Annotated in this window: 19 protein-coding genes and 1 pseudogene; 4 read left to right on the top strand and 16 right to left on the bottom strand. The window is 69.3% G+C overall.

Annotation, left to right across the window (positions count from 1 at the left end; translation table 11 throughout):
• Positions 1 to 14 precede the first annotated feature (14 nt).
• Positions 15 to 809 carry a carbohydrate ABC transporter permease gene (locus AB0I18_RS22035; protein WP_363107246.1) on the top strand — a complete coding sequence of 265 codons (795 nt, stop codon included), beginning with the start codon at positions 15 to 17 and terminating at the stop codon, positions 807 to 809.
• Between the two features lie 50 nt (positions 810 to 859).
• Here AB0I18_RS22035 and AB0I18_RS22030 read toward each other — a convergent pair whose 3' ends face one another.
• Positions 860 to 1,648 (bottom strand): DeoR/GlpR family DNA-binding transcription regulator, encoded by a 789-nt coding sequence (locus AB0I18_RS22030; protein WP_363107245.1) that lies wholly within the window; start codon positions 1,646 to 1,648, stop codon positions 860 to 862.
• A 545-nt stretch (positions 1,649 to 2,193) separates the two neighbouring features.
• On the opposite strand from AB0I18_RS22030, the gene AB0I18_RS22025 reads away from it, so the two are divergent.
• A complete protein-coding gene (locus tag AB0I18_RS22025) occupies positions 2,194 to 3,483 on the top strand; it encodes a vanadium-dependent haloperoxidase (RefSeq protein WP_363107244.1) in 1,290 nt (429 codons plus the stop codon).
• A 153-nt stretch (positions 3,484 to 3,636) separates the two neighbouring features.
• On the opposite strand, the pseudogene AB0I18_RS22020 reads toward AB0I18_RS22025, so the two are convergent.
• The 11 genes and pseudogenes from AB0I18_RS22020 to AB0I18_RS21970 form a co-directional block, all read right to left on the bottom strand.
• Positions 3,637 to 3,801 (bottom strand): annotated as a pseudogene (locus AB0I18_RS22020) (IS5/IS1182 family transposase); the annotation flags it as partial.
• A 92-nt stretch (positions 3,802 to 3,893) separates the two neighbouring features.
• Positions 3,894 to 4,073 (bottom strand): hypothetical protein, encoded by a 180-nt coding sequence (locus AB0I18_RS22015; RefSeq protein WP_363107243.1) that lies wholly within the window; start codon positions 4,071 to 4,073, stop codon positions 3,894 to 3,896.
• A 267-nt stretch (positions 4,074 to 4,340) separates the two neighbouring features.
• On the bottom strand, positions 4,341 to 6,083 hold the full coding sequence (locus tag AB0I18_RS22010; RefSeq protein WP_363107242.1) for an ABC transporter ATP-binding protein: 1,743 nt from the start codon (positions 6,081 to 6,083) through the stop codon (positions 4,341 to 4,343).
• Positions 6,080 to 7,840 (bottom strand): ABC transporter ATP-binding protein, encoded by a 1,761-nt coding sequence (locus AB0I18_RS22005; RefSeq protein WP_363107241.1) that lies wholly within the window; start codon positions 7,838 to 7,840, stop codon positions 6,080 to 6,082. Before AB0I18_RS22005 ends, AB0I18_RS22010 begins: the two co-directional genes overlap by 4 nt.
• Positions 7,837 to 9,033, bottom strand: a complete 1,197-nt coding sequence (locus AB0I18_RS22000; RefSeq protein ID WP_363107240.1) for an alpha/beta hydrolase-fold protein — start codon at positions 9,031 to 9,033, stop codon at positions 7,837 to 7,839. Before AB0I18_RS22000 ends, AB0I18_RS22005 begins: the two co-directional genes overlap by 4 nt.
• Positions 9,026 to 9,880: an ABC transporter ATP-binding protein gene (locus tag AB0I18_RS21995; protein WP_363107239.1), complete on the bottom strand. Its 855-nt coding sequence runs from the start codon at positions 9,878 to 9,880 to the stop codon at positions 9,026 to 9,028. The genes AB0I18_RS22000 and AB0I18_RS21995 overlap by 8 nt, the downstream gene beginning before the upstream one ends.
• Positions 9,877 to 10,935 carry an iron chelate uptake ABC transporter family permease subunit gene (locus AB0I18_RS21990; protein ID WP_363107238.1) on the bottom strand — a complete coding sequence of 353 codons (1,059 nt, stop codon included), beginning with the start codon at positions 10,933 to 10,935 and terminating at the stop codon, positions 9,877 to 9,879. The genes AB0I18_RS21995 and AB0I18_RS21990 overlap by 4 nt, the downstream gene beginning before the upstream one ends.
• Positions 10,932 to 11,987 (bottom strand): iron chelate uptake ABC transporter family permease subunit, encoded by a 1,056-nt coding sequence (locus AB0I18_RS21985; protein WP_363107237.1) that lies wholly within the window; start codon positions 11,985 to 11,987, stop codon positions 10,932 to 10,934. The genes AB0I18_RS21990 and AB0I18_RS21985 overlap by 4 nt, the downstream gene beginning before the upstream one ends.
• Positions 11,984 to 12,934, bottom strand: coding sequence for an ABC transporter substrate-binding protein (locus AB0I18_RS21980; RefSeq protein WP_363107236.1), 951 nt, complete (start codon positions 12,932 to 12,934; stop codon positions 11,984 to 11,986). The genes AB0I18_RS21985 and AB0I18_RS21980 overlap by 4 nt, the downstream gene beginning before the upstream one ends.
• A gap of 95 nt (positions 12,935 to 13,029) precedes the next feature.
• Complete coding sequence (locus AB0I18_RS21975; protein ID WP_363107235.1) at positions 13,030 to 14,016, bottom strand: ABC transporter substrate-binding protein; 987 nt, start codon at positions 14,014 to 14,016, stop codon at positions 13,030 to 13,032.
• 91 nt (positions 14,017 to 14,107) lie between these two features.
• Complete coding sequence (locus AB0I18_RS21970) at positions 14,108 to 15,973, bottom strand: siderophore-interacting protein (RefSeq protein WP_363107234.1); 1,866 nt, start codon at positions 15,971 to 15,973, stop codon at positions 14,108 to 14,110.
• A gap of 128 nt (positions 15,974 to 16,101) precedes the next feature.
• Between AB0I18_RS21970 and AB0I18_RS21965 the strand changes: the two genes are divergently transcribed.
• A complete protein-coding gene (locus AB0I18_RS21965) occupies positions 16,102 to 17,709 on the top strand; it encodes an AraC family transcriptional regulator (RefSeq protein ID WP_363107233.1) in 1,608 nt (535 codons plus the stop codon).
• Positions 17,687 to 18,073, top strand: a complete 387-nt coding sequence (locus AB0I18_RS21960; RefSeq protein WP_363107232.1) for a nuclear transport factor 2 family protein — start codon at positions 17,687 to 17,689, stop codon at positions 18,071 to 18,073. Before AB0I18_RS21965 ends, AB0I18_RS21960 begins: the two co-directional genes overlap by 23 nt.
• Before the next feature lie 74 nt (positions 18,074 to 18,147).
• On the opposite strand, the gene AB0I18_RS21955 is transcribed toward AB0I18_RS21960, so the two are convergent.
• The 4 genes from AB0I18_RS21955 to AB0I18_RS21940 all read right to left on the bottom strand — a co-directional run bounded on the left by AB0I18_RS21955 (position 18,148) and on the right by AB0I18_RS21940 (position 22,335).
• Entirely contained in the window at positions 18,148 to 18,360 is a 213-nt protein-coding gene (locus AB0I18_RS21955) for a hypothetical protein (RefSeq protein WP_363107231.1), read from the bottom strand.
• An 83-nt stretch (positions 18,361 to 18,443) separates the two neighbouring features.
• On the bottom strand, positions 18,444 to 18,776 hold the full coding sequence (locus AB0I18_RS21950; RefSeq protein WP_363107289.1) for a cupin domain-containing protein: 333 nt from the start codon (positions 18,774 to 18,776) through the stop codon (positions 18,444 to 18,446).
• Positions 18,777 to 18,805: 29 nt separating this feature from the next.
• On the bottom strand, positions 18,806 to 20,659 hold the full coding sequence (locus AB0I18_RS21945) for an MOSC domain-containing protein (protein WP_363107230.1): 1,854 nt from the start codon (positions 20,657 to 20,659) through the stop codon (positions 18,806 to 18,808).
• Entirely contained in the window at positions 20,656 to 22,335 is a 1,680-nt protein-coding gene (locus AB0I18_RS21940) for a CocE/NonD family hydrolase (RefSeq protein WP_363107229.1), read from the bottom strand. Before AB0I18_RS21940 ends, AB0I18_RS21945 begins: the two co-directional genes overlap by 4 nt.
• Positions 22,336 to 22,537 lie beyond the last annotated feature (202 nt).

The following is a 22,537-nucleotide window of genomic DNA, read 5'->3' as shown; positions in this document are numbered from 1 at the left end:
TCCTGCTCACCGCCGTGGGCTGGCTGGTGGCCCTGTTCTTCCTGGCGCCGTACCTGCAGATGCTGCTGACAGCCCTGAAGCCGACGCCGGAGCTGATGAAGTCGCCGCCGTCCTATCTGCCGTCGCAGTGGGAGTGGTCGAACTTCGCCGACGTCTGGTCACTGAAGGATCCGCCGGTCTCCGACGCACTCTGGTTCTCGCTGTACGTCGCCGGTATGTCCACGCTCCTCGCCCTCGCCGTGGGGCTGCCCGCCGCGTACTACACCGCCCGCCATCGGTTCCGCGGGCGCGGCGCCTTCCTGCTGCTGGTGCTGGTCACCCAGATGTTCGCGCCGACCGCACTGCTGGTCGGCATCTACCGGGAGATGGTCAGCCTCGATCTGACCGACACCGCGGAGGGGTTGATCCTGGTCAACGCGGCGTTCAACCTGCCGTTCTGCATCTGGATCCTCAACGCGTACTTCGCGAGCATCCCCAGGGAACTGGAGGAGGCGGCGTACATGGACGGGGCCGGCCGACTGGGCGCGATGGTCAGGGTCACCCTCCCGCTGGCGCTGCCCGGTGTGGTGACCGCGCTCGTCTACACGTTCATCGGCGCCTGGAACGAGTACGTCGTCGCCCTCACCATCACCTCGTCCGGCGACCGGACGACGCTGACCAAGGCCATCCCCGGATTCGTCACGGCGTACCAGGAGCAGTGGCAGTACCTCTTCGCCACGTCACTGATCGCGATCGTGCCGGTCGTCGTCCTGTTCGTCTTCGTGGAGCGCTATCTGATCAGCGGTCTGACGGCCGGCGGCATCAAGTGACCGTCAAGTGACCAGCCGGGCCCATCCGTTGGGCCCCTTCCCGAGCAGGCTCAGGCCCGGACGATCTCCACGCCGGCCGCGGCGAACGGCTCGGTCAGTTCCGGGCCCGCCGCCTTGTCGGTCACCAGCACATGGACGTCTTCGACCGGGCAGATCCGGGCGAAGGCCCGCCGACCCAGCTTGGAGGAGTCTGCGACCACGATCACCCGTTCGGCGCGGCGGGCCAACGCCCAGTTGATACCGGCCTCGCCCTCGTCCTGGGCCGTCGCCCCGTGCCGGACGTCGAACGCGTCAACGCCGATGAAGGCATGGTCGAGCGTGAGCTGCGCGAGCATCCCGGTGGCCAGCGGTCCGGTGAGCTCGTACGAGGCCGGGCGGGCCACTCCCCCGGTGACGACGAGCTTCACATGGCGGCGTACGACCAGTTCACTGGCGATGTTCAGTGCGTTGGTGACGACCGTCAGCGAGGGACCGGCGCCCTCCCTGCTCAGCTCGGGCCTGATGGCCAGCGCCCGGGCGACCGCGGTGGTCGTCGTGCCGCCGTTCAGACCCACCACGGAACCCGCCTTCACCAGGCCCGCCGCCGCGCTGGCGATCCGCTCCTTCTCCGGAGCGTTGCGCGCGGCCTTGTAACGGAGCGGCAGGTCGTACGCGATGGCGTTGATCACGGCCCCACCGTGGGTACGAGTGACCATCTGCTGGCGCGCCAGCTCATCCAGATCACGTCGGATCGTGGCGGCGGAGACGTGCAGTACTTCCGCGGCGGCCTCGACCTCGATCCGCCCGTCGCGCGTCAGCATGTCCAGCAAGGCGCTCCATCGGTCCTGCGGTGCCGCCATGCGTCGTCCCCTGTCCATGATGTGCAGACCCGCGACAGCACGAGCCGTGTCCGATTCCCTGCAAGGCAATGCCTGTTTCAGCAGCTTAGACGGCCAAAGCCGACACTTCCGCGCACGATCATCGCAGCCGCGAGAGCAGGCCGGCATCGGCGTTTCGGCCCTCGGGCCGCGCAGCGCGACCCGCGCGACCCAGGGGGATGCACTCCGCATGGTGGGCCTCCGCGCTCCTGTACGGAATCCACTCCGCCCAAAACACGTGCGTTCGACATCGCGGTCGACGTCGTTGGCTGCGGTGTCAGCCCTTCGACGCAACGACCGTGCGGGAGATGCCGGTTGACGCCGGCCACCCCCAAGGACACACAAGCTATCGCCCCACCACCGCCGGCCGAGCGCTCCCGGCCGGAGCCCGCGCATTCGTCGCCGAGGTGACGGACATCCGGGTGTGAACCCCGCCGGATTGTCGATGATTGTCGATGTCATGACAAAACTGACCCCTGCCTTATAGGCTCGGACAATCTGTCACCGACAAGCCCATGGGGGGTCTCGTGACACCACGCCCGTTCGCCGGATCATTCAGAGGGTTACGCCGTATCGCGGTCCTCACCGCACTCGCCCTGACCGTCCCACTGACGGCCACCACCGCCGAGGCACAGAGCGGCGTGGAGGCCGCCCCGGGCAATCCCGTCATCGCCTGGAACATCCACGCCCAGACCGCCATCTACGACACCGCCAAGCAGTCGCCCACCACCGGCAACCGCAGCTTCGCCATCGTGCAGGGCGCCGTGTACGACGCGGTCAACGCCGTCGCCGGCCGTCCGTACGAGCCCCTGGTCAGCGCGCCCCGCAGCCGCCCCGGGGACTCCACCGCCGCGGCGGTGGCCGCGGCCGCCCACGACACGCTGCTGTGGCTCTTCCCCGGGCAGGCCGAGTCGCTGAACGCCCGGTACGACGAGGCGCTGGCCGCGATCCCCGACGGCCGCGCCGAGGACGGCGGGGTGGCCGTCGGCAGGGCCGCCGCCGCGGCGATGACCGAGAGCCGCCGTGACGACGGCTTCGACCCCACCGCGCCGTGGACCGTCGGCACCGAGCCGGGCGAATACCGGCCCACCCCGCCCGGGTACGTCGGCGTCGGCGCCTGGGTGCCGAACCTGAAGCCGTTCGTCGTCCCCGACGCCGGCGTCTACCGGGTCAAGCCCCCGCCGGCCCTGACCGGCGCCGCCTGGGCCCGCGACCTGAACGAGGTCAAGAGCCTCGGCGCGGCCACCAGCACCGTCCGCACCGAGGACCAGACCGAGGCGGCGATCTGGTGGGACGACCCCCAGATGGTCGAATGGTCGATCACCCGGCAACTCGCCGACGCGCACCGCCTCAGCAGCCTCCGGACAGCCCGGCTGCTCGCCATGGTGTACGTGGCCTCCACCGATACCCTGATCGCCTGCTACAAGGCCAAGGCGCACTGGAACTTCTGGCGCCCGGTGACGGCCATTCCGCTCGCCGGCACCGACGGCAACGCGGCCACCGATCCCGACCCGGACTGGACGCCGCTGCGGGTCACCGCCCCGTCGCCGGAGTACCCGTCGGGCCACGCCTGCTTCACCACGGCGGTCATGACGGCCCTGGGGTCGTTCTTCGGCCGTGACGACCTCACGTTCGCCGCGTACAGCCCCGCCTCCGGCACGACCCGCCACTACGACAGCCTTCGGGCGGCCACAGCCGAACTCCTGGAGGCGCGAGTCTGGGCCGGCGTGCATTACCGCTTCGCCTCCGAGCACGGGCACCGGCTCGGGCTGGCGGTCACCCGCGACGTCCTGAACCACGCCTTCCAGCGGCGCTGACGCGGCCGCCCCTTCCACCACCGGGAGGACAGCTCGGAACAGCACCGACACCGGCGCCCTGGCCCGTCTCCTCGAAGCCGACAGATACCGCTTACGGCCGGTCCGTCGCCGTATCCGGTCATGCTGCCTGGTTGTTGGGGCAGGGTGCGACACTCAGCCTTTTCCAACCTCAGTTGAGGCGTGGTTAAGGACGAGAACGGTCTTCACGATGCCGGCGATCCGGTTGGTGCTGCAGCGGAGCTTTCGCAGGAGGCGCCAGCTTTTGAACGTGGCCATGGCCTGCTCGCCGATGCATCGGATCTTGGCGTGGCTGCTGTGGCGGAGGCGTACTGGCCGGCAGCCGCGTCCGCGCGGAGACGACGGGGCCGTTCCCGGTGACACGCACCGGGGACGGGCCCTCGCCCGTTCGTTCAGGAAGCCCGGATCGCCCGGTCGATCTCCGCGCCGGTACGGGCCATGACGATGGGCCACTCCTCCCTGAAGGAGGCGGGCAGAAGCTCGCGGTCCTCGTCCCGCTGGATCATGGTCGGCCCGCCCGGGACGACGAGCACGGCATCCAGCCGGTGCAGCAGGACGGCCAGGAGGTCCATGATCGTTGCCCTTGTCGTACTGTTCTACGGCTACCTGGCCAGGAGCCGCACGGTCATCGGCATCGGAGTGGTGATTCTCCTGTTGCTGCTCGCCCGGCCTGTTGTCTGACACCTCGCACATCCTGCTCCCCGACACCGGCGACACCTCGATCGAGCGCCTCGACCGACCGTCCGTCAGGTCGCCGCCTGGCTGACCCGCTACCCAGACCGACTCACCCAGGACGACAAGCTCCGCGGACTGCGGCGTATGGCCTGGTGATGCTGTTGTCACCGAGCGGCCTCCCAGGCGGTCCACAATCCGGCGTACACACCACCGGCATCAACCAGCTCTCCGTGGGTGCCGGTCTCGATGATCCGGCCGCGCTCCATCACCATGATCCGGTCGCAGGTTGCTGCTTGGGAGAGACGGTGCGCGACTACGACTGCGGTGCGCCCAGCGAGGACAGCATCAGCAGCGCGGTCGAGCTGTCCGGCGTAGGTGGAGCCGGCCTCGGCGGTCGCTTCGTCAAGGATCACCAGATCAGCGTCGGTGAGCAGCAGGCGGGCGAGGGCGAGTTGCTGCGCCTGTGCGTCGGTGAGTGGGTGTCCGCCGACACCCAGCAGGGTGTCCAACCGGTCGGGGAGAACATCGAGGATCGATGCAGCGCCGGTGGCTTCAAGCGCTGTATGGAGGTCGCGGTCGGTGGCCCCGGGTGCGGCGAGGGTGAGGTTGTCGCGCAGGGTGCCCGCGAAGACGTGGCCCTCCTGGGTGATCATCGCGGTACGGCTGGGGCGAGTCACCGTCCCGGTCTCAGGTAGGTGGGTGCCGGCGACCACGCCGGCGAGCGTGGTCTTGCCTGCCCCGGACACGCCGACGACGGCCACGCGCTGACCGGACGGGATGTTGAGGGTGATGTAGTCGAGCACCCGTGGCCCCTCGTCGTAACGGAATGAGACCTCGTCGAGTTGTATGGCGGTGCTCGCGGCCTGCGCTGGGACATCCGACGAGCTGAACGGAATCGTGACCACCCCGATCATGCGGCTCAGCGATGCGAGGGCGGACTGGAGAGTGTCGATGACCAGCAGCAGCTGGTTGACCGGTCCGAGCAGGCGTAGCACGAGCAGCATGGCGGTGGTGGCGCCGCCGACGGTCGATGCCTTGTGGTCGATGAGGACGAAGCCGACGACGAGTACAGCGGCCAGGCTCAGGCACTCCCCGAGGTTGAGCCGGGCATTGAGCATGCTCAGCACGGTGCGTGCGCGTAGCGACTGCCCCGCGACGCGCCAGGAGTTCGTCATCACAGCCCGGTGCCGTTGCTCGGCGAGCCCGAAGCCGAGCACGGTGGCGTAGCCGCGCTGGGACTCGAGGATCTGCTGGGCACGCGCGCTCATCGCCGTGCGCTCGGCGCGGTAGACCCCTAGCCCGATGCGCAGATACCACCGCACGGCCAGCGCGTAGAACGGCAGCACGACGGCGAAGGCGGCCGCGTAGGGCCATTCCAGTGCCGCGAGCCCGCCCAGCGACACGACGATGGTGAATGCGGTGACGGTGAGGACCGGGATCACGGCGGGGGCGGCGTCGGCGACCGCGGTGACGTCGTCGCTGGACCGCGAGATCAGGTCTCCGGTACCGACGCGCTCGACGAGGTGCTGTGGGAGCGTCATGGCGCGGCTCACGAGCTGCTCGCGCAGCGCGGCGAGGATGGAGTGGTAGACGCGGGTGGCGAGCACGATCGTCAGCGCGGTGCCCGCAGCACCGAGGACTGCCGAGAGCGCCATGACGACCGTGACCGTCAGCACTGTGGCGAGGTCCGCGGTGCCGGCCTGCACGCGGTCGACGAGGAATCCGATCGCCACGGAAACGATCAGGTCGACGCCGGTGCTGATGATCCCCAGCACCCCGGTCGCGGCGAGCCGGAGCCGGTACCCGTGGCTGAGTCGCCACACCTCCCTGACCGTCTCCCGGCCGCTCGCGACCGGCAGCCCGGTGTTGGAAGCTGCGGTCTCGGGTACGGCGGAGGTGCCGCTCACTGCGCTGTCCTTGAGGTCGCGGGTACGTCGTCAGGCAGCTCGACGACGCGGTCGCAGGCAGCGAGCAGCGCCGGAGTCGAGGCGATCAGCAGCGTCGAGCGGCCTGCCCGGACACCGCGCAGCCGGCCCGCGATCGTGTGCTCGGTGACCGAGTCGACCGCGGTGGTCGGGTCGTGCAGCACGAGCACCGGTGCGTCGCTCGCCAGGGCGCGGGCGAGCGCGACCCGCTGACGCTGGCCGCCCGAGAGCCGGTTGCCGCCCTCGCCGACCGGGACGTCTAGGTCGGCCGCGAAGTCGTCGCAAGCGGCGGCTCGCACCGCGGCGTCCACCCGCTCGGGCGCGCCCGCGATCACGGCGACGTTGTCGCGGAGGGTGCCGCTGAACAGCGTGACGCGGTGCGGCGCGACGGTGACCCGGGAGCGGTACTCGACCGGGGACAGCTTCCGCGCCGCGATCCCGTCGAGCCGCGCCTCGATCTCTCCTTCGGCCCACGGGTCCAGCAGCGCCTCGACGACACGGGCGGCGGTCCGGTCGTCGGCGCGCACGCCCACGAGCTCGCCGGGCTCGACCCGGATCGTCATGCCGGGCCCGGAGACGCTCGGCACGACCACGTCCAGCTCCGGCAGCGCGGTGACCTCCCGCCGGGTCGCGTCATCGGGCCCAGCCGTCGACGTGGCGTTGTCCCGCAGCACGTCGAGGACACGCATGGACGAGGCGCGGGCGCCGGCGAGGTTGGGGATGGACGTGCTCGCGATCGCCTGGATCTGCGGCAGCAGTGCCTGGGCGAGGCCGACGGCAGTGATCAGCCCGCCGATGCTGAGCTGTCCGTCCACGGCGAACCAGCCCGCCAGCCCCACCACCGCGGCGACGAACGTGCCGCTGACCACGCCTGAGCCCACCAAGAACCTCCCCAGCAGGCCCGCGTTGCGCCTGGCGCCGACAAGGGTTTTTTGGCTTGCCTGCCGGTACCGGCTGGTCGCCTCGGCCTCGGCACGCATCCCCTTGATCACCCGGTAGCCGGCGACCAGGTCCGTGGCCTGTCCGACCGTGGAGGCCAGCAGCTCCTGGTACTCGCGGGTGTCCCAGGAGAGCCGCTGGCTGAGCACGCCCATCGACCAGACCGCGACCGGCGCCCCGAACAGCACCACGAGTCCGAGCAGCCAGTGCGTCGCCAGCAGCGATACCGCGATGAATCCGATGGCTGTGATCCTCGAGACCGGGATGATCATCAGGATCACCGCGTTGGACAGGCGCGCGACGTCGTTCGTCATCACCGAGACCACGTTGCCGTCCGGCGCACGGCCTGTGCCGCCGACCGGGTGCAGCACGCCCGTGGAGAGGGTGCCGCGGAGTCGGTGCTGAAGTACCTGCACCGCATGGGCGGTAAGCCGCAGCGAGAGCCTCGCCGCCGACGTCAGCGCGACGTAGAGGGCCACCAGCATGCCGAGCCACAGGGCCAGCTGTCCCTCATCCCCGGTCGCAACGGCCTGGTCGATCGCGAGTCCCATCACCACCGGGACCGCGGACTCGCCCACCTGCCACACGATCGCCAGCAGCATCGCGGGAACGCTGACTCGTCTCACCGAGAAGATCACGCGCAGCAGGAACCGGCCCGGGGTGGTCCCCGGCCCGCACTCGAACGGCCGAGCACCGAGCGGCTCGGCGGGAGCGAGCAGGAGCACTGGCAGCCAGCGGGTCAGCGGTCCCCGCCCCAGTCCTGCGGTGTCGGCGCCCGAGAAACGCGAAGAGCTGCTCACGCCTGGCTCCCGTCCCTGCTCCTGAGCGGGAAGCACCAGAGCAGGGCATCGGCGAAGATGCCTCGCCACCATGCGTAGTCGTGTCCGCCGGCGAACTCCCGGTAGAGGGTGTCGTAGCCCTTGCCGGTGAGCACGTGGTCGAGCCAGCGGCTGTGGGTGAGCGAGCTCTCCAGCTCACCGACGTCGTGGAAGATGCGGATCGGTGCCGTCTCCTCAGTCAGGAAGTCGGCGATCAGTGTCGGTACGGGGGTGCGGCGCAGCAGCTCACCTGCCCCGGTGCCCCATGTGAGATCGGGGTGGTACCCGCACGACGGGGACTGGAGAATGGCGTTGCCGAACGCACTCGGGTGATGCAGCGCTGTCCAGCCGACACACAAGCCGCCGAAGCTCTCGCCGGCCAGCGCCACGTCGGCGGGGTCGCGCGAGAGCGGATACCGGTGGTGGAGCCACGGCAGCAGTTCTTCGACCAGCATCCGAGAGAACGCCGGATTGCAGAGCAGCTCTTTGTAGCGCTGCAGTCCGAGCTGATCGACGAGGACCACCGCACAGGGCCGGATCAGTCCCGCCTCGACAAGGGCATCACGGACGCTTGGCGCGCTGTGATCCGGTGTCCCGTCCAACTGGATCACGAAGGGCAGTGCGCTCCCGTCCGAGAGCTCGCCAGGGGGCATCGAGACCCAGAAGCGTCGTTCGTTTCCCAGGAACTCACTCGCCAGCACGGCGGAATCCATTGCCGGGGCCGGCCGCGCCTCGGCCTGATCGAGCCAGGCCAACGGCACCGCGTCGGGCAGCACGGCCACCGAGGCCCCGGAGAACCGCTCCACCGAGCACTCCGAGAACCTCCGCGGCGGGTTGAACGGGTCCGCAACCTGTTCGCCCTCGCCTGCCGGCCCACGTCGTGCGAATACGTACGAGAAGCGCAGGTCCGAACGCATCCGCAGGGTGAGAACGCGAAACGGCGTCCCCGCCACCGAGGCGAACTCCGTGTCGATCGGGTTGAAGCCGATTCTGGGGCCGATCACCACCGAGAGGGTGACCGTCGTGTCGTCTCCGGGCTCGTCGACGAAGGTCACCTCCACCTCGTCCGCAGAGACCCGCTCGACAAGCGGTGTACCTGTCTCCTGGAGATGTCGTCTGAACCTCTCCGGGCTCCACTCACCGGTCGACAGCTTCTCGACAGAGGGATCAGACATTTATCGCGCTCTCTGCATCGGTGTTGTCAGCGGACCTGTGCCGGGTTCGTTCGCGGCCGAGCGGCACCACCTGGGGGCTGCCGGCCACCGGATCGCGCATCACCAGGCAGCGCAGACCGAACACCTCCTCGACCAGCTCGGCCGTGACGACCTCGTCCGGAGTACCCGTGGCGACCACGACGCCGTCCTTCATGGCGATCAGGTGGGTGCCGTAGCGGGCAGCGTGGTTCAGGTCGTGCAGTACGGCGACCATGGTGTGGCCGGCGTGGTGCAGGTCGGTGAACAGCTCAAGGAGCTCGATCTGGTGGGTGATGTCGAGGAAGGTGGTCGGTTCGTCGAGCAGCATGATGTCGGTGTGCTGCGCGAGCGCCATCGCCACCCACACGCGCTGGCGCTGCCCGCCCGACAGCTCGTCCACCAGGCGCCCGGACAGGTCGGTGACCGAGGTCTGGCGCATCGCTCTGAGCACGGCCCGCTCGTCGTCCTCGGTCCACTGCCGGATGAACCCCTGGTGGGGGTACCGTCCCCGGGCCACCAGGTCGGCGACGGTGATCCCGTCCGGGGCGATCGAGGTCTGCGGCAGCAGTCCGACCCGCCGCGCCACCTCTTTGGTCTTGTACGAGTTGATGTCGGCGCCGTCGAGGACGATCTGCCCGGCCGACGGCTTCAGCAGTCGGGACAGGCCGCGCAGCAGGGTGGACTTGCCGCACGCGTTCGGGCCGACGATGACCGTGAACGACTCGTCGGGGATCGTCACCGAGAGGTGCTCGGAGATGATCCGCTTGTCGTAGCCGATCGTCGCCGACTCCACGCTCAGGCGCGCGGTGTCGGTCGAGATTGCGCTCACAGGCGTCTCCTTGCTTCGGTGAACAGCAGGTATCCGAGGTAGCCGCCGCCGAGCACGACGGTGATGATGCCGACCGGCAGCGGGGTGGGGGCGACGTGCTGGGCGAGGTAGTCCGACGCCAGGCACAGCAGCGCCCCGACGAAGGCGGCGGGGACGAGGGTGATCCCGGCGGTGCGGGCGAGTCGGCGTGCGATCTGGGGGGCGACCAGGGAGATGAACGCGATCGGCCCCGACGCGGCCGTGACCGTCGCCGTCAGCGCCACTCCCACCAGGATCAGGCCGAGGCGTGCGGACGAGACCCGTACCCCTTGCGAGGCGGCCGCGTCGTCACCCAGCTGCATCTGCCGCATCGGCCGGCTCAACATCCCGGCCAGCAGCAGGAGTACGGCGATGCAGGCGCCGCCGATGACGACCTGGTTCCAGGACAGGCCGTTGAGCGACCCGGCACCCCACGCGGCCGCGGACATCGCCTGGTCCAGGTCGGCCTTGAGGATCAGCCAGGTGTTGAGCGACCCGAGCATCGCCGAGACGCCGATGCCGACGACGATCAGCCGGAACCCCTGCACCCCTCGCCGGTAGGCGAGCACGTACACGGCCACGGCGGTGGCCATCCCGCCCAGCAACGCCCCGCCGACCAGCTGCGCGTAGGTGCCGTTGACGACCAGGATCACGACCAGCGCGCCGGTGTAGGAGCCCTGGGAGAACCCGATGATGCCGGGGTCGGCGAGAGGGTTGCGCAACAGTGACTGGAAGACCGCCCCGCTCACGCCCAGAGCCGCGCCGAACACCAGCGCCGCGGCCACCCGGGGCAGCCGCCACTCGACCACGATCTCGTGGACGAAGCCGGTTTCCCGACCGGTCAGTGCGGAGAGCACCTGCCCGGGACCCAGCGAGTACGAGCCGGTCATCAGCGCGAGCACCGCCGTACCGGCGACCGCGACCGCGAGCACCGTGCAGACGACGACCGAGCGCCACTGGAGCCGGACCGCGATCCGCCGGTGCCGCAGCACCAGCACCCGCCGCCCGAAGTCCACCCGCGGAAGGTTTGTGTTCACAGTCCGCTCGCCTTCTTCCGCCGCACCAGCGCGACGAGGACGGGAGCGCCGACGAAGGCGGTGACGATACCCACGGGGATCTCACCGGGTCTCATCACGACGCGGCCGAGGATGTCGGAGACCAGCAGCAGGCTCGGGGCGAGGAGGATGCTGTAGGCGAAGATCCAGCGTTGGTCCGGGCCGACGATCCAGCGGGCCACGTGCGGCACCATGAGTCCGACGAATCCGATGGGTCCGGCGATCGCGGTGGCGCCACCGGCAAGGAGGGTGAGTGCGATCACCGCGAGCACACGGGTGCGTGCCAACCGGACCCCTTGGGCGACCGCCAGCTCGTCACCCAGAGCCAGAGCGTTGAGCGGGCCCGACACCGCGAAGGCCAGGACGAGTGCCACCGCGAAGAACGGCAGGACCGGCCACACGACCTCGAGCGGGCGACCCGAGATCGACCCGGCGTTCCAGTACCGCATCGCGTCGAAGGCGTCCGGGTCGGTCAACTGGAGCGCTTCCCTGGCGCCGCCGAGCACGGCGCCGACGCAGACCCCGGCGAGCACCATGACCACCGGCGAGGAGCCCTTCCGTGTCGACCCCAGGGCGAGCACCAGGAGCGTGACGATCAGTGCCCCCGCGAACGCGAACCACATGTAGCCCTGCGATTCGCGGACGCCGAGCAGGCCCACGGCGACCGTCACCGCGAAGGACGCACCGGCATGGACGCCGAGGACACCCGGATCGGCCAGAGGGTTGCGGGCGAGCGCCTGGATCAGCGCGCCCGACAGACCGAGTGCGACGCCGACGACCAGACCCACGATCGTGCGCGGCAGCCGGAAGTCGCGGATCGCGAACTGATCAGGGTTGGGAGACGGGTTGAACAGTGCGTCCCAGATCACCGAGACCGGTATCGCTTTGGAGCCGACCATCACGCTGAGCACCATCAGCACGATCAACACGGCGAGGGCTGCGACCAGCCCGATGATGCGGCGGCGTCGATGCGAGACCGCAGGCGGCGGCTCTTCTGTGAGGATCGCCGTTTCCGTTGCGTCCACGAGCGTCATCCGGCCTCGGGCAGCGTTGCGAGCGCCTCCTTGAGCGACTTGAGCGTCGGGACCTTGCTCGCACAGGTCATGGTCCGATTGCACCGAATGCCGAGGGCGCGGCCATCCTTGACCTGCGGCAGCGACTTCCAGATGTTGGTCTTCAGCACCGGCGCGAACTCGGGTTTCACGCTCCCGTCAGCCTCGAGCGGGTAGAGGATCACATCCGCGTCCGCCACGGTGTCACTGAGCTGCTCGATGGACAGTTCCCGGTCGAGGTCTCCGTTGGCCGAAGCTTCAGGGATGATGTCCAGCCCGGCATCCATGGCATAACTCGTGCAATAGGAGCCGGGGTATTCCATATTGAGCGTTCCGGCCTCGGGCGTGAAATCCCCTCCCCAGCGCTGCAGGACCTTGAAGGTCGTAGAGCTGAGAAGGTCGGCGTGCTCGTCCTTGACCTCGGCAAGGCGCCCGACCTGGGTCTTCCAGGTGTCGTTTTTGAGCTCGATGTAGACGGTCGGGGCGATCGACTGGAGCCTCTCCTCGTTGTACGAGTCTCCCGCCAGCGCGTGTTCGGGCTCGTGGACGACGATGAGATCCGGGTCGAGGCCCGCGACCTTCTCATAGTCGACTTCGTCGCCGACCTCGACGACCGAGTCGTTGACCTGCGCCGCCTCCTCGGGGAGCCATGCGAGGTTGAGCTCCGTAGCCTTCTCTCCGAAGGCGATGGGCTTCGCGCCGAGGGCCAGATAGGTCTGTGGCGAGCCGAGTGCGACGATCCGCTGCGGGGCGGTGGGGATCTCGATCGTGCCGTTGTCGGCCTTGAAGCTGCGCGTCTCGCTCGCGGCGCCCGTCTTGTCGGTCGATGTCTTCTCGGGGCTGCCGCTGCACGCGGTGAGGACGAGCGCGGCGCTCACGAGCGCGGCGGCAAGGGCCGTGCCGCGCCGTCTCAGGGGTGTCAAGGTCATCGCCTTGCTCTGCTTTCCTTCGTTGTTGGGAGTGAGGGGCAGTTGGTGTCGTCGGGTCCGAGTCCGTGGATGGTGGTGCCCCGGCCGATGGTGTTCTACTTCGGAGGGAGCGTCGCCAGAGCACGGTCGAGCGAGTCCAGGTACTGCAGGACGGGCCCGTAGGAGTTGTTGCTGGGGCAGAAGAGTCCGAGCGCACGACCGGAGCTCACGGCGGGCAGCGCCTTCCACGTGTTGGTCTTGGTCACCGGCACGAAGGGCTCGGTCGGCGGGCCTTCGGCGTCGACGGGGTAGGTGATCACGTCGTACTTGGACAGCTCACCTATCTGCTCGAACGGCAGGGACTCGTAGGCCAGGGGGTCCTTGCCCTCGGCCGCCTCGGGCAGGTCGAGGCCGATGTCGTCCCGGGCGATCTCGGAGCAGCCGATGTCCGCGATGTAGAACGTTCCGGGATCGCTCCAGTCTCCCCGGGAGACATCGACGAACGAGGTGTCGGCGATGGTCTTGCCGTAGGTCTCCTGGATCTTGCCGACCTTCTCCTTGAACTCCGCCTTCTGCCGGCCGAGTTCGTCCGTGACGTTGCCGGCCTTGGCGATCGCGTCGGCGAGGGCCTTCCACTCGGTGTCGAGCCCCCAGTACACGGTCGGGGCGATCGACTCGAGTCGCTTGCCGACCTTGCCCCAGTCGTTCGAGTGGAACTGGACCAGGATGAGGTCCGGCTTGAGGGCGGCGAGCTTCTCGAGGTCCACCTCACCCCCGTTGCTGCCGATGACCTCGGCTGCCTCGTACGTGGTCTTCTGTTCCTGCGGCAGCACGTCGAGTTCGGAGTTGGACACCTCGGTGACGCCCACCGGCTTGCCACCCAGATCGATGAAGGGGAGGTTCGTGTTGCCGATCGTGACGATCCGCCGGGGGTCGGCGGGAATCTTGACGGTGCCGTTCTCGGCCTTGACGCTGCGGGTCTCAGCGTCGGCCTTGTCGCCGGTGGCGTCGCCGTCACCTCCGCAGGCGGTGAGGACGAGCGACGTACTCAACAGGGCAGCGGCGAGGGCCGTGCCGCGCCTCGTTATAGGCGTGCTGCTCATGGTGGTTTTCTTTCTCTTCTTGCCCGGGTGGAGGGGTGTGCCCGGGTGGAGGGGTGTGCCCGGGTGGAGGGGTGTGCCCGGGTGGAGGGGATCAGTCAGCGGTGGCGCGGACGAGTTCGTGGACGGTGACGCCCAGGCCGACGGTGCGCGCCGACCTGCGCGTGAGGCCGGCCCTTGCGATGACGGCGTCCAGCTCCGCCGCGGTGCGAAGGCCGGAGCCGTGGCAGACCAGGCCGATCAGGTCTTCCTCGCCGTCGTGCTCGTCGAGGTCGTCGGTGTCGAAGACTTCCTCGATCAGCAGCACTCGTCCGCCGGGAGTGAGGTTCTGGGCTGCCCGGCGCAGTGCGTGAGCGGCGTCGGCGTCGGGCAGGGTCTTGAAGGCTCGGCTGATGAGCACGGCGTCGGCTGCCGGGCCGGGCTCGAAGACGGACTGCTCCAGCACGCTGACCCGCGTGCGTTGCCGCTCGTCGGGGATCGTGGCGGGCAGGTCGCGGCGCAGCCAGTCGGCCTGGGCGGGCAGGGCGCAGATCGTCACGCGCAGGCTCTCGTGGGCCGCGACGTACTCACGGGCGTGGGCGCCGGCACCACCGGAGTGGATCACCAGGTGCCGGACTCCGGCGAGCAGGTCGGACGTGGCGATCGGTCCGGCCAGTGCGGGCTGGAACTTCGCCAGGCGCTCCAGGTGACGGTCCTCGTAGTCCTGCTCGGCTCGCACGTCGTCAAAGGTCCGGCCGGTGACCGAGGCGTAGGCGGGCCGGCCGGTGCGAACCGACTCCGTGAGGCCGTGGATCCCGAGCATCTCGCGACCGACCACCCCAGCGGAGTGGAGCCGGTCGGCGATGAACTCGAGAGTGAGGACGTCGCCGACCGGCGTCAGGGCGTAGTGACACGGTTCTGTCTCGGTCACCACGTCCAGGGTGTGCAGGTAACGCAGCAGCTTGCCCAGAGCGCGCTCGTCGGCACCGACCTTGGCGGCCAACTCGGTCACGCTGGTCACGCCGCGGGAGACCAGATCGGGAACGCCCAGCTCGACGGCGGTGCGGATCGCGATCGGCGCGACGAGCTCGGTCATTTCGTGAAGCTTTTGGAACGGGGTGACCGTCCTCTCCGGGTCGGGTACCGCCCCGTCGGACTCCAGAGCGACGACCTCGGAGCGACGCCAGTAGCCGGCGAAGTCGATGTCCTCCTTGGGCACACCACGGTCCTCGACCAGGTGCCGGCGGATGTCCCGGACGGCCATGTGCTCACCGGCCAGCCACACGAACGCCTGGCCTGACCACCACTGCGTACCGCGGACGGCCTCGGTGAGCGGCGAGGCGGCCCCGGCCGTCGCTCCGGAGCGGACCAGCCACGTCACGTCCACCCCGGGCAGCTCACGCAGCTCCTGGCGGTGGGCGTCCTCGGCGATCTCGATGAACACCTGCGCCCGGGCGTCGGACGGGAGCTCGTCGAGCAGGCGGCCGATCGCGGGGAGTGCGGTGTCGTCGCCTGCCACGAGCCACCAGTCGGCGCCGACCGGGAACGCCTTCGACGTGCTCGGGCCGCTGAGGTGGATCCGGTCACTCGGCCGGGTGCGGTAGGCCCACGTCGTTCCCGCGCCCACCCCGTGCTTGACGAAGTCCACGTCCAGCTCGCCGGCCTCGGGGTCCCACCGGCGGACCGTGTAGGCCCTCGAAAGCGGTCGAGGATCCTTGGGCACGGTCAACTTGGCCTCGCCCTGGACCGGGAGCACCGGATCGCGCTGACCTGGGTACGGGAAGTAGAACACGAGGTCGTCGTCGAAGCCTTCGGACTCGAAGGCAGGCCGCGCGAAGCCGTCCTCGGCGGTGAACGCACGCAGCTGTGCGCCGCTCAGTGTGACCCGCCGCATCCCCGGGGTGATGTCGACGGTCCGGACCACCTCGACCTCACGCAGGGTCGGCGGGTGCACGGTGAGCCGGCGCGAGGTCTTGGGCATGCGGGAGACCGAACTTTCTCATCGCTTCGAGGGAAGGAACCGCGCGCCGACATCAGGAGGGCGCGCACCGGTAAGGTTAGGGGAACCTAACCTCGGATAGCGTGCGCAGACTGCCGTACGATTAGGACATGGTCATGCCCTCATCGTTCGCCAAGGGTTCCGGCTGCCCTCCGCCGATTCCGGGCGCGCGGTGGAGTCCGGCGGACGCGCCCGTCCGACCGCTGCTGCTGTGGGTGCGCACCGGCACGGCGCACGTGCGCCTCGGCAGCGGGCCGGTGCTCCACCTCAGGGCCGGCGAAGGCATCTGGATTCCCGCGGACGGCCGGGCGGAGCGGGCGATCACCACCGAGCCGGGCACGGTCGCCTTCCCGCTGTGTCCCCACGCAGGCGTCGGCGCCCGGGGGTTGTCGGAACTGACGCGGTTCGATGTTCCCAGCGGCTGGCAGGACTGGTTGACCCAGCTCTTCAACCTGCAGGTCACTCCTTTCAGCGGCCGCGGATACTCCCCCAAGGCGATCGAGGAGCTCCTTCGGCGTCCCGGCTCGCGCCCACCGGCGCCCCCCGTGGTCGGGCAAGAGCCGAGCCCACAGGGGTTCGCCTCTCCGGCGATGCCGCGAGCCCGCGGCGCCAGAGCCGTCGCCGAGGAACTGATGCGCGACCCCGGGCTCGACCTCACGGTCGAGCGATGGGCATCGCGGGTGCTCTCCAGCGCGCGCACCCTCCGCCGTGACTTCCTCGCCGACACCGGGCTCACGTTCGAGCAGTGGCGGCTGCACTGCCGACTCGGCGCCGCTGTGGAGTTCCTCGCCGCCGGTTACGACGTGGACCAGGTGGCCGCCCAAGTGGGCTTCGCCAGCCGCAACGGCCTCACGCGGGCCTTCAAGGGACAGTTCGGACTGACCCCCCACGAGTTCGGACGGGGACTGTTCGCCCGGCCTGGCTCCGGTGGGCTGACGCAACGGGCGGCGGCGGCACGACAGACCGACGACCTGCTCCGGATGATGCGCGAGACGGACACTCCCGCCGCGCCTGAGACCCTGCCCGCGGCCAGCACGCCGTCACATACCAACGACATCCACGTCCTCAGTTGGATGTACCGAGGCAGCGGGTACCTGGACATCGGCGACCAGCGCTACGAGCGGGAGCGAGGCGTGGCGACCTGGATCCCGGCGGACATGGAGCATGTCACCGGCCTCCGCGAGAACTCCGTCTCCCTGCCGCTGGGCAACGCGAGGACCGCCGACCTCCACCTGACCGCGCCGCTGCAGGTGCGGTTCTCGCCTGCGTGGGACGACTACTTGATGTTCTGCTCGATCAGCGCCCGGTCCGGACTGCGTCCTGACGACCACAACCCCCGCCACATCCTCGACCTGTTCGCGGAACAGGTTGCCGCGCAGCGAGCGCTGTCGGTGCCGATGCCCACGAATCCGCGCGCGCGTGCTGTCGCGATGGAGTGCTTGCGTCGTATCGGCGAGCCTGGCGGGACGCATCATGTTGATGTCGGTATTGAGATCCACCGTGCCTTCCGTGACGAGACAGGTATGACACTGGGTCGCTGGCGCTATGCCGCCCGCATGCGCATCGCTCGCGATCTACTCGCCGGGGGCGCGCCGCCCAGCGCCGTCGCGCGCCGGATCGGGTACGCCCACCTACCCACGTTCAGCGCCGCCTTCTCCCGCTTCCACGGACTGTCTCCGCGCGACTACCAGCAGCGTGAGTCTGAGCGGAACCAGTAGTACCGTTGCGGTCCCTGCAAAGCGGCCCTGTCCTCCGCGACGGCGGAGGGGCCTTGACCCAAGGCCCCTGCACGGTCATGCCGAGATCCGGGACATGCTCAGCACCCGTCCCGGTCCCGAGATGACGCTCCGCCACCTCGTCACCAGCCAGCACTTCCACAGCATCGGGGACACGACCGCCCAGGGCACGGTCTCTGTGATCGCCTACGGCGGACCCGTCCCCGTCGACGACGGCCCCTCCGGCTATCCGGCCGCGAACGCCGGACATATCGTGGAACTGAACGACCACTACCGGCTCGATGCCGGGCACTGGAAGATCACCCACCGCACAGCACACCCGGTCCTCGCCCCGGCCTCCGCCTGATCACCACCACCCACAGGCGGATCACCACCAGACGCAGGATGCGTCACCAGGTCGGGGAGCCGTCGTAGAACATCTCACGGAGGCGGGTCGATGTTGTTTCGGCCGTGTCTGGTGCGGACCGTGGAGGCGTTCTCGGCGAAGCCGGTGTCGCGGACGCGGTGGAGCCGGTCTTCGACGTTCCACTGCGAGCGGCCGACCTTGCGCTGAGTGCGGTGCCTCAGGGTGTGGGGTTGGTTGTCGACCTCGTCCTGGGACTCAACCCGGTAGCGCCCGAAGCCGGCGTGCAAGACCTCAGGACGGGAGAACACCCGGACGAACTCGGTCAGTTGTCCTCGGAAGCCTCTACGACTATCGGCACGCCGTCGGCGTCTCAGCCGAAGACGGCATAGATCTTTCGCAGGGTGGAGCGGACCTCCCATTCGGTCCGCTCCCCCGCGTGCAGGCGTACGACGACGCCGGGGGCCAGTTCGATGCTCTCCCCGGTCTCGAATCGCACGGTCGCGTCTCCGGCGAGCACGACGAAGACCTCGTCGGCCTCGACGTCGCGCACCACACCGGCCGTCAGTGTCCACAGCCCGAGTTCGGTGTCCCGAAACTCGCCCAGAGTCCTCGCGGCTGCCACCGGACGTCCCGCGAGGATGTCCTGCTTCTCCAATGGCAGCGGGTCGAGCTCCACCTTGTGTGCGTTGACGTAACGGTCCATCACGACACCATCCTTGGGTACGAGGTCTGTCAGTTCTCTTCGACCACGAGATCCCCCACCGGAACCGAGCTGCAGAGCAGGATCTGTCCGTCCCGGGGTTCGACGAGCGGGTCGACTAGGTAGGCGGTAGGGCCTTGGACCGTTGCCGCGCAGGTCCCGCACACCCCGGCGCGGCAACTGGCGGGGAGCGTGAGTCCGTTGGCCTGCGCCAGGTCGAGGAGGGTTCCCGACTCGGGGTTCCACTTGGCGGTCGCCCCCGATGGCCGGTAGGTGACCTGGAACGGTCCCGCATGTGGTGCCGGGCGGGGGGTGATGTCCACTGTCCTGGGTGAGTAGAAGGTGTCGTACCGGATCGAGCTCGCAGGCACGCCTGCCGCCCGGACGGCCGCCCTCATGTCGGTCACGAACGGGGTGGGCCCGCACAGGTGGACCTCGGTGGAGGCCGGATCCGTCAGGATGCCGGCGACGCGAGTGGCGTCCGGACGTCCGGGGTGATGTTCCATCGCGGCGTCACCGGGCCGTTGCCCGGTCACGTACAGGTGCAGGCGGGCTCGGCTCAACCGGGCGATGGCTTGCCGGAGTTCGTCCCAGTGCGGCAGGCTTTCGATGTCTGGGACGACGTGTACGAAGTCCACCGGGCGCTCGCTGCGGGCGGCCGCCAGGGCGTGGGCCATGGCGAGCGCCGGAGTGATGCCGATACCGGCTGTCAGGACCAGGAGCGGGCGGTCCCCCTCCGCGTCCAGAACAGCATCCCCGAACGGGCCGGTGACCAGGACCTGTTCGTCCTCGCGCAGGGCGGCCAGCCACGGTGACACGACGCCACCCTCGCGGTACTCCGCGGTGATGCGTGCGGGTCCCTCGCCGGTGCGGCTGATCGTGTAGTTGCGCCATCCCGGAGCATCCAGGTCCGTGCGGTGCACCCGCAGATACTGGCCGGGACGTGCCGCCGCCAGAGCGGGGCTCGGGTCCTCGAACTCGATGCTCGTAGTGGTGGCGGCCGAGCGGGTCACCGAGGCCACCCTGGCCATCCGTGGTGCCGACGCCATCTCCCTCTGGCTCAGTGGCTGGCTCGCGTACGTGAGCGCGCGGCGCCGGCCGACGTACGCATGGTCGCCGACCTTGAGGCTGCCGGGTGTCCTGACCTGGGCGTAGACCCCGCAGTAGAAATGTCCGAAGTGGCCGACGAGGATTCCCGGGACATTGACATCGGTGTTACCGGTGACCGGGTCGACAGCCGTGGCCCTGCATCGCTCGATGGGGCGCAGCACCTCCAGGTCGACCTCACCGATGCGCAGTCGTCCGCCCAGGAGACCGAACTCCGCCCACGGGGGCAGGCCGTCGACGTACAGGTTGGCTCTGAACCGCCGTGGGTCGAGTGGGGTCTTCGCAACGCGCGCGATGTCGCGGACGGTGGCGAGGTTGATGATCGATATCGGGGCGTCGGCGAAGTCCCACAGATGGCTGCCCGAGGAGACCAGGCGCGCGGTCCGGCCCGCGGAACCGAACCAGTTCTGGATCCGGGATGCGCCGAACTCGCCCTCGTCGAAGCCGTCGTCGAGGCGTCCGTCTTCCCGGAGCCGGACCCGCAGGTCTTCGCCGTCCCGGGCCGTGAGCACGACCTCGGCATCCTCCGTGTCGGTGCCCGAGATCCGGGCCGAGTAGCCGCCGAGGGCCGGTCTGGTGTCCAGGGCGTGGAAGGCCTCGTAACTCGTCCAGCTGCCGTAACTCTCCAGTGGAATCACGTCGTTGGCCAAACCGAGCATGCGGTCGAAGCGGAGACCGTCCGGACCGAGGAAGGCTTCGTCGAGCGATTCACCGCCCAGGCCCTTGACCGGGTAGCGCCCGATGCCGGCCAACAGCAGCGGAGGCTGCGTGGTCGTCATTCCTCCGCTCCGAGCACGGTCAACCGCACCTGAGCGGGAAGGCTGTCGCCGACCGACAACGTCTGGGTACTGGTGCGTCCCCGTGCCGCCAGCCACGGGTTCTCCTCGGTCCCGGGATGCCACAGGTAGTGCGGGAAGTCGCTGCACGTCAGCTGGAGGCGCAGGCGGTGGCCGGGACGAAGTCGGTAGCCCGTGTGCCCGAGGTCGATCTCGACGGCCTCGCCGCGCCGGGGCGGGAGCACCGTCTGTCCGCGGACAAGCATGTGGGCCGTACCGTCCGGAAAGACGTCGAAGAGCTTGGCGAACAGATGCATGCCAGGTGCTGTGGAGTCGACGGTGAGTTCGGCCCGTACCGGTCCCGCAAGGTCCAGCGCTGTGGAGACCGGAGCCGCGGTGAAGGTCAGCACGTCGGGACGGGACTGGAGTCCGCTCTCGTCGACCCATTCGCGCAGCGCCGAGAAGGGGTCCCCGGTGATGCTGGGCACCAGGTCGTGCGGGTCGTGGGTCCATCGCACCGTGCGCGGTGAATCGGCGGGGAGCTCCGGGTTCTCGTGCAGTCGGCCGCCGTCCGAGTCCCGTACGGCCAGGGTGGGTTCGGCGAGATACAGCACCAGTTCGCGGGCCTCCGGCGGCGGCCAAACCGTGGAGGTACGGAAGCCCACGTGGCCCAGGTGCCAGCGCACCCGGGGAAGTGACTCCTCGGGCCGCTCGCCCTTGAGGAACACGTCGAAGAACTCCAGCACCGGTGCGACGTAGTGGGCGACGGTCCGGCGCAGCGCCTCGTCGTCGGTGTTGTGGTCGTTCTCCGGTTGTACGGGTGAGTGGGTGAGGCGGTGGTTCTCGTGGTCGATGGAGTCCGCATGCAGGTAGGTCAGCGGGCCCCAGGTGGGGTGTGCCGCCAGGGCCGTGTAGTCGCGTATGGACTCGCCCAGCAGGTTGTCGAACCAGCCGACGCCGTGCAGCGTCGGCACCGGCCGTGCCTGGAACGGGTGCCCGAGGGGGAACAGGTCGGTCGGCTGGGGATGCGGTACGCAGATGTCGAAGGCCACCGACCTGGTTCCCGAGGCGTTGAACGCCTCTTCGAACGCCGCGAGGAGCGGTCGGCGGTCGTGGTCGACAGGGACGTGGACGATGTCGCGGGCTGCCCAGTAGTCGGCGAGGTACTCCGCCCCGTAGAGCGTGACGATCCTCTCCGGATCCCAGCGCGGCACCACCACGGTGTGTTCCGTGGACGTCACACGGGGCACGATCGCCTTCAGGGCGGGATGGCCGGAGGTGACGGCGGCCCACTGGGTGAAGCCGAAGTAGGAGTCGCCGCACATGCCCACGACGGCGTCCGACCACTGCTGCCGGGTGATCCACTCGATGGTGTCGTAGCCGTCCTCGGCTTCGTGGACGAAGGGGACGGTCTCGCCCTGGGAGCGGAACTTGCCGCGGACGTCCTGGACGACCGTGGCGTAGCCGCGTGCGGTGAGTTCCGCGGCGATCTGTTCCATGTAGCAGTAGCGGCTGTTCTTGTCGTACGGCAGACGGACCAGCACCGCGGGGTGACGGCCCGGAGAGGCGGGGAGGTAGACGTCGGTGGCGAGTTCTACGCCGTCCCGCATGGGCACCATGTACTGCTCGGCGACCGCACTCAGGGGGGCGGGGCCTATCCGTTCGGTGGCGATGGGCACTGTGGTGACACTCCGTTCAAGAGGAAGTCCCGTGGCATCGGCCCACCCCACGCGACTGAGGTTCACCGCGAGGCCACGAAGGTGCGCCCAGGCCCTGAAGCGGGATCGATCACCGGGCAGGTTACATAGTCTGCATTATATAACTATCACTACATCACCACAAGGGAGGCCCCGCCGCCACCACGCTGCGATCGCCTACCAG

Source organism: Streptomyces sp. NPDC050704, assembly GCF_040654355.1.
GTDB lineage: Bacteria > Actinomycetota > Actinomycetes > Streptomycetales > Streptomycetaceae > Streptomyces.
The sequence above is the reverse complement of the archived record's forward strand: the minus strand, read 5'-3'. Positions and strand labels throughout refer to the sequence as shown.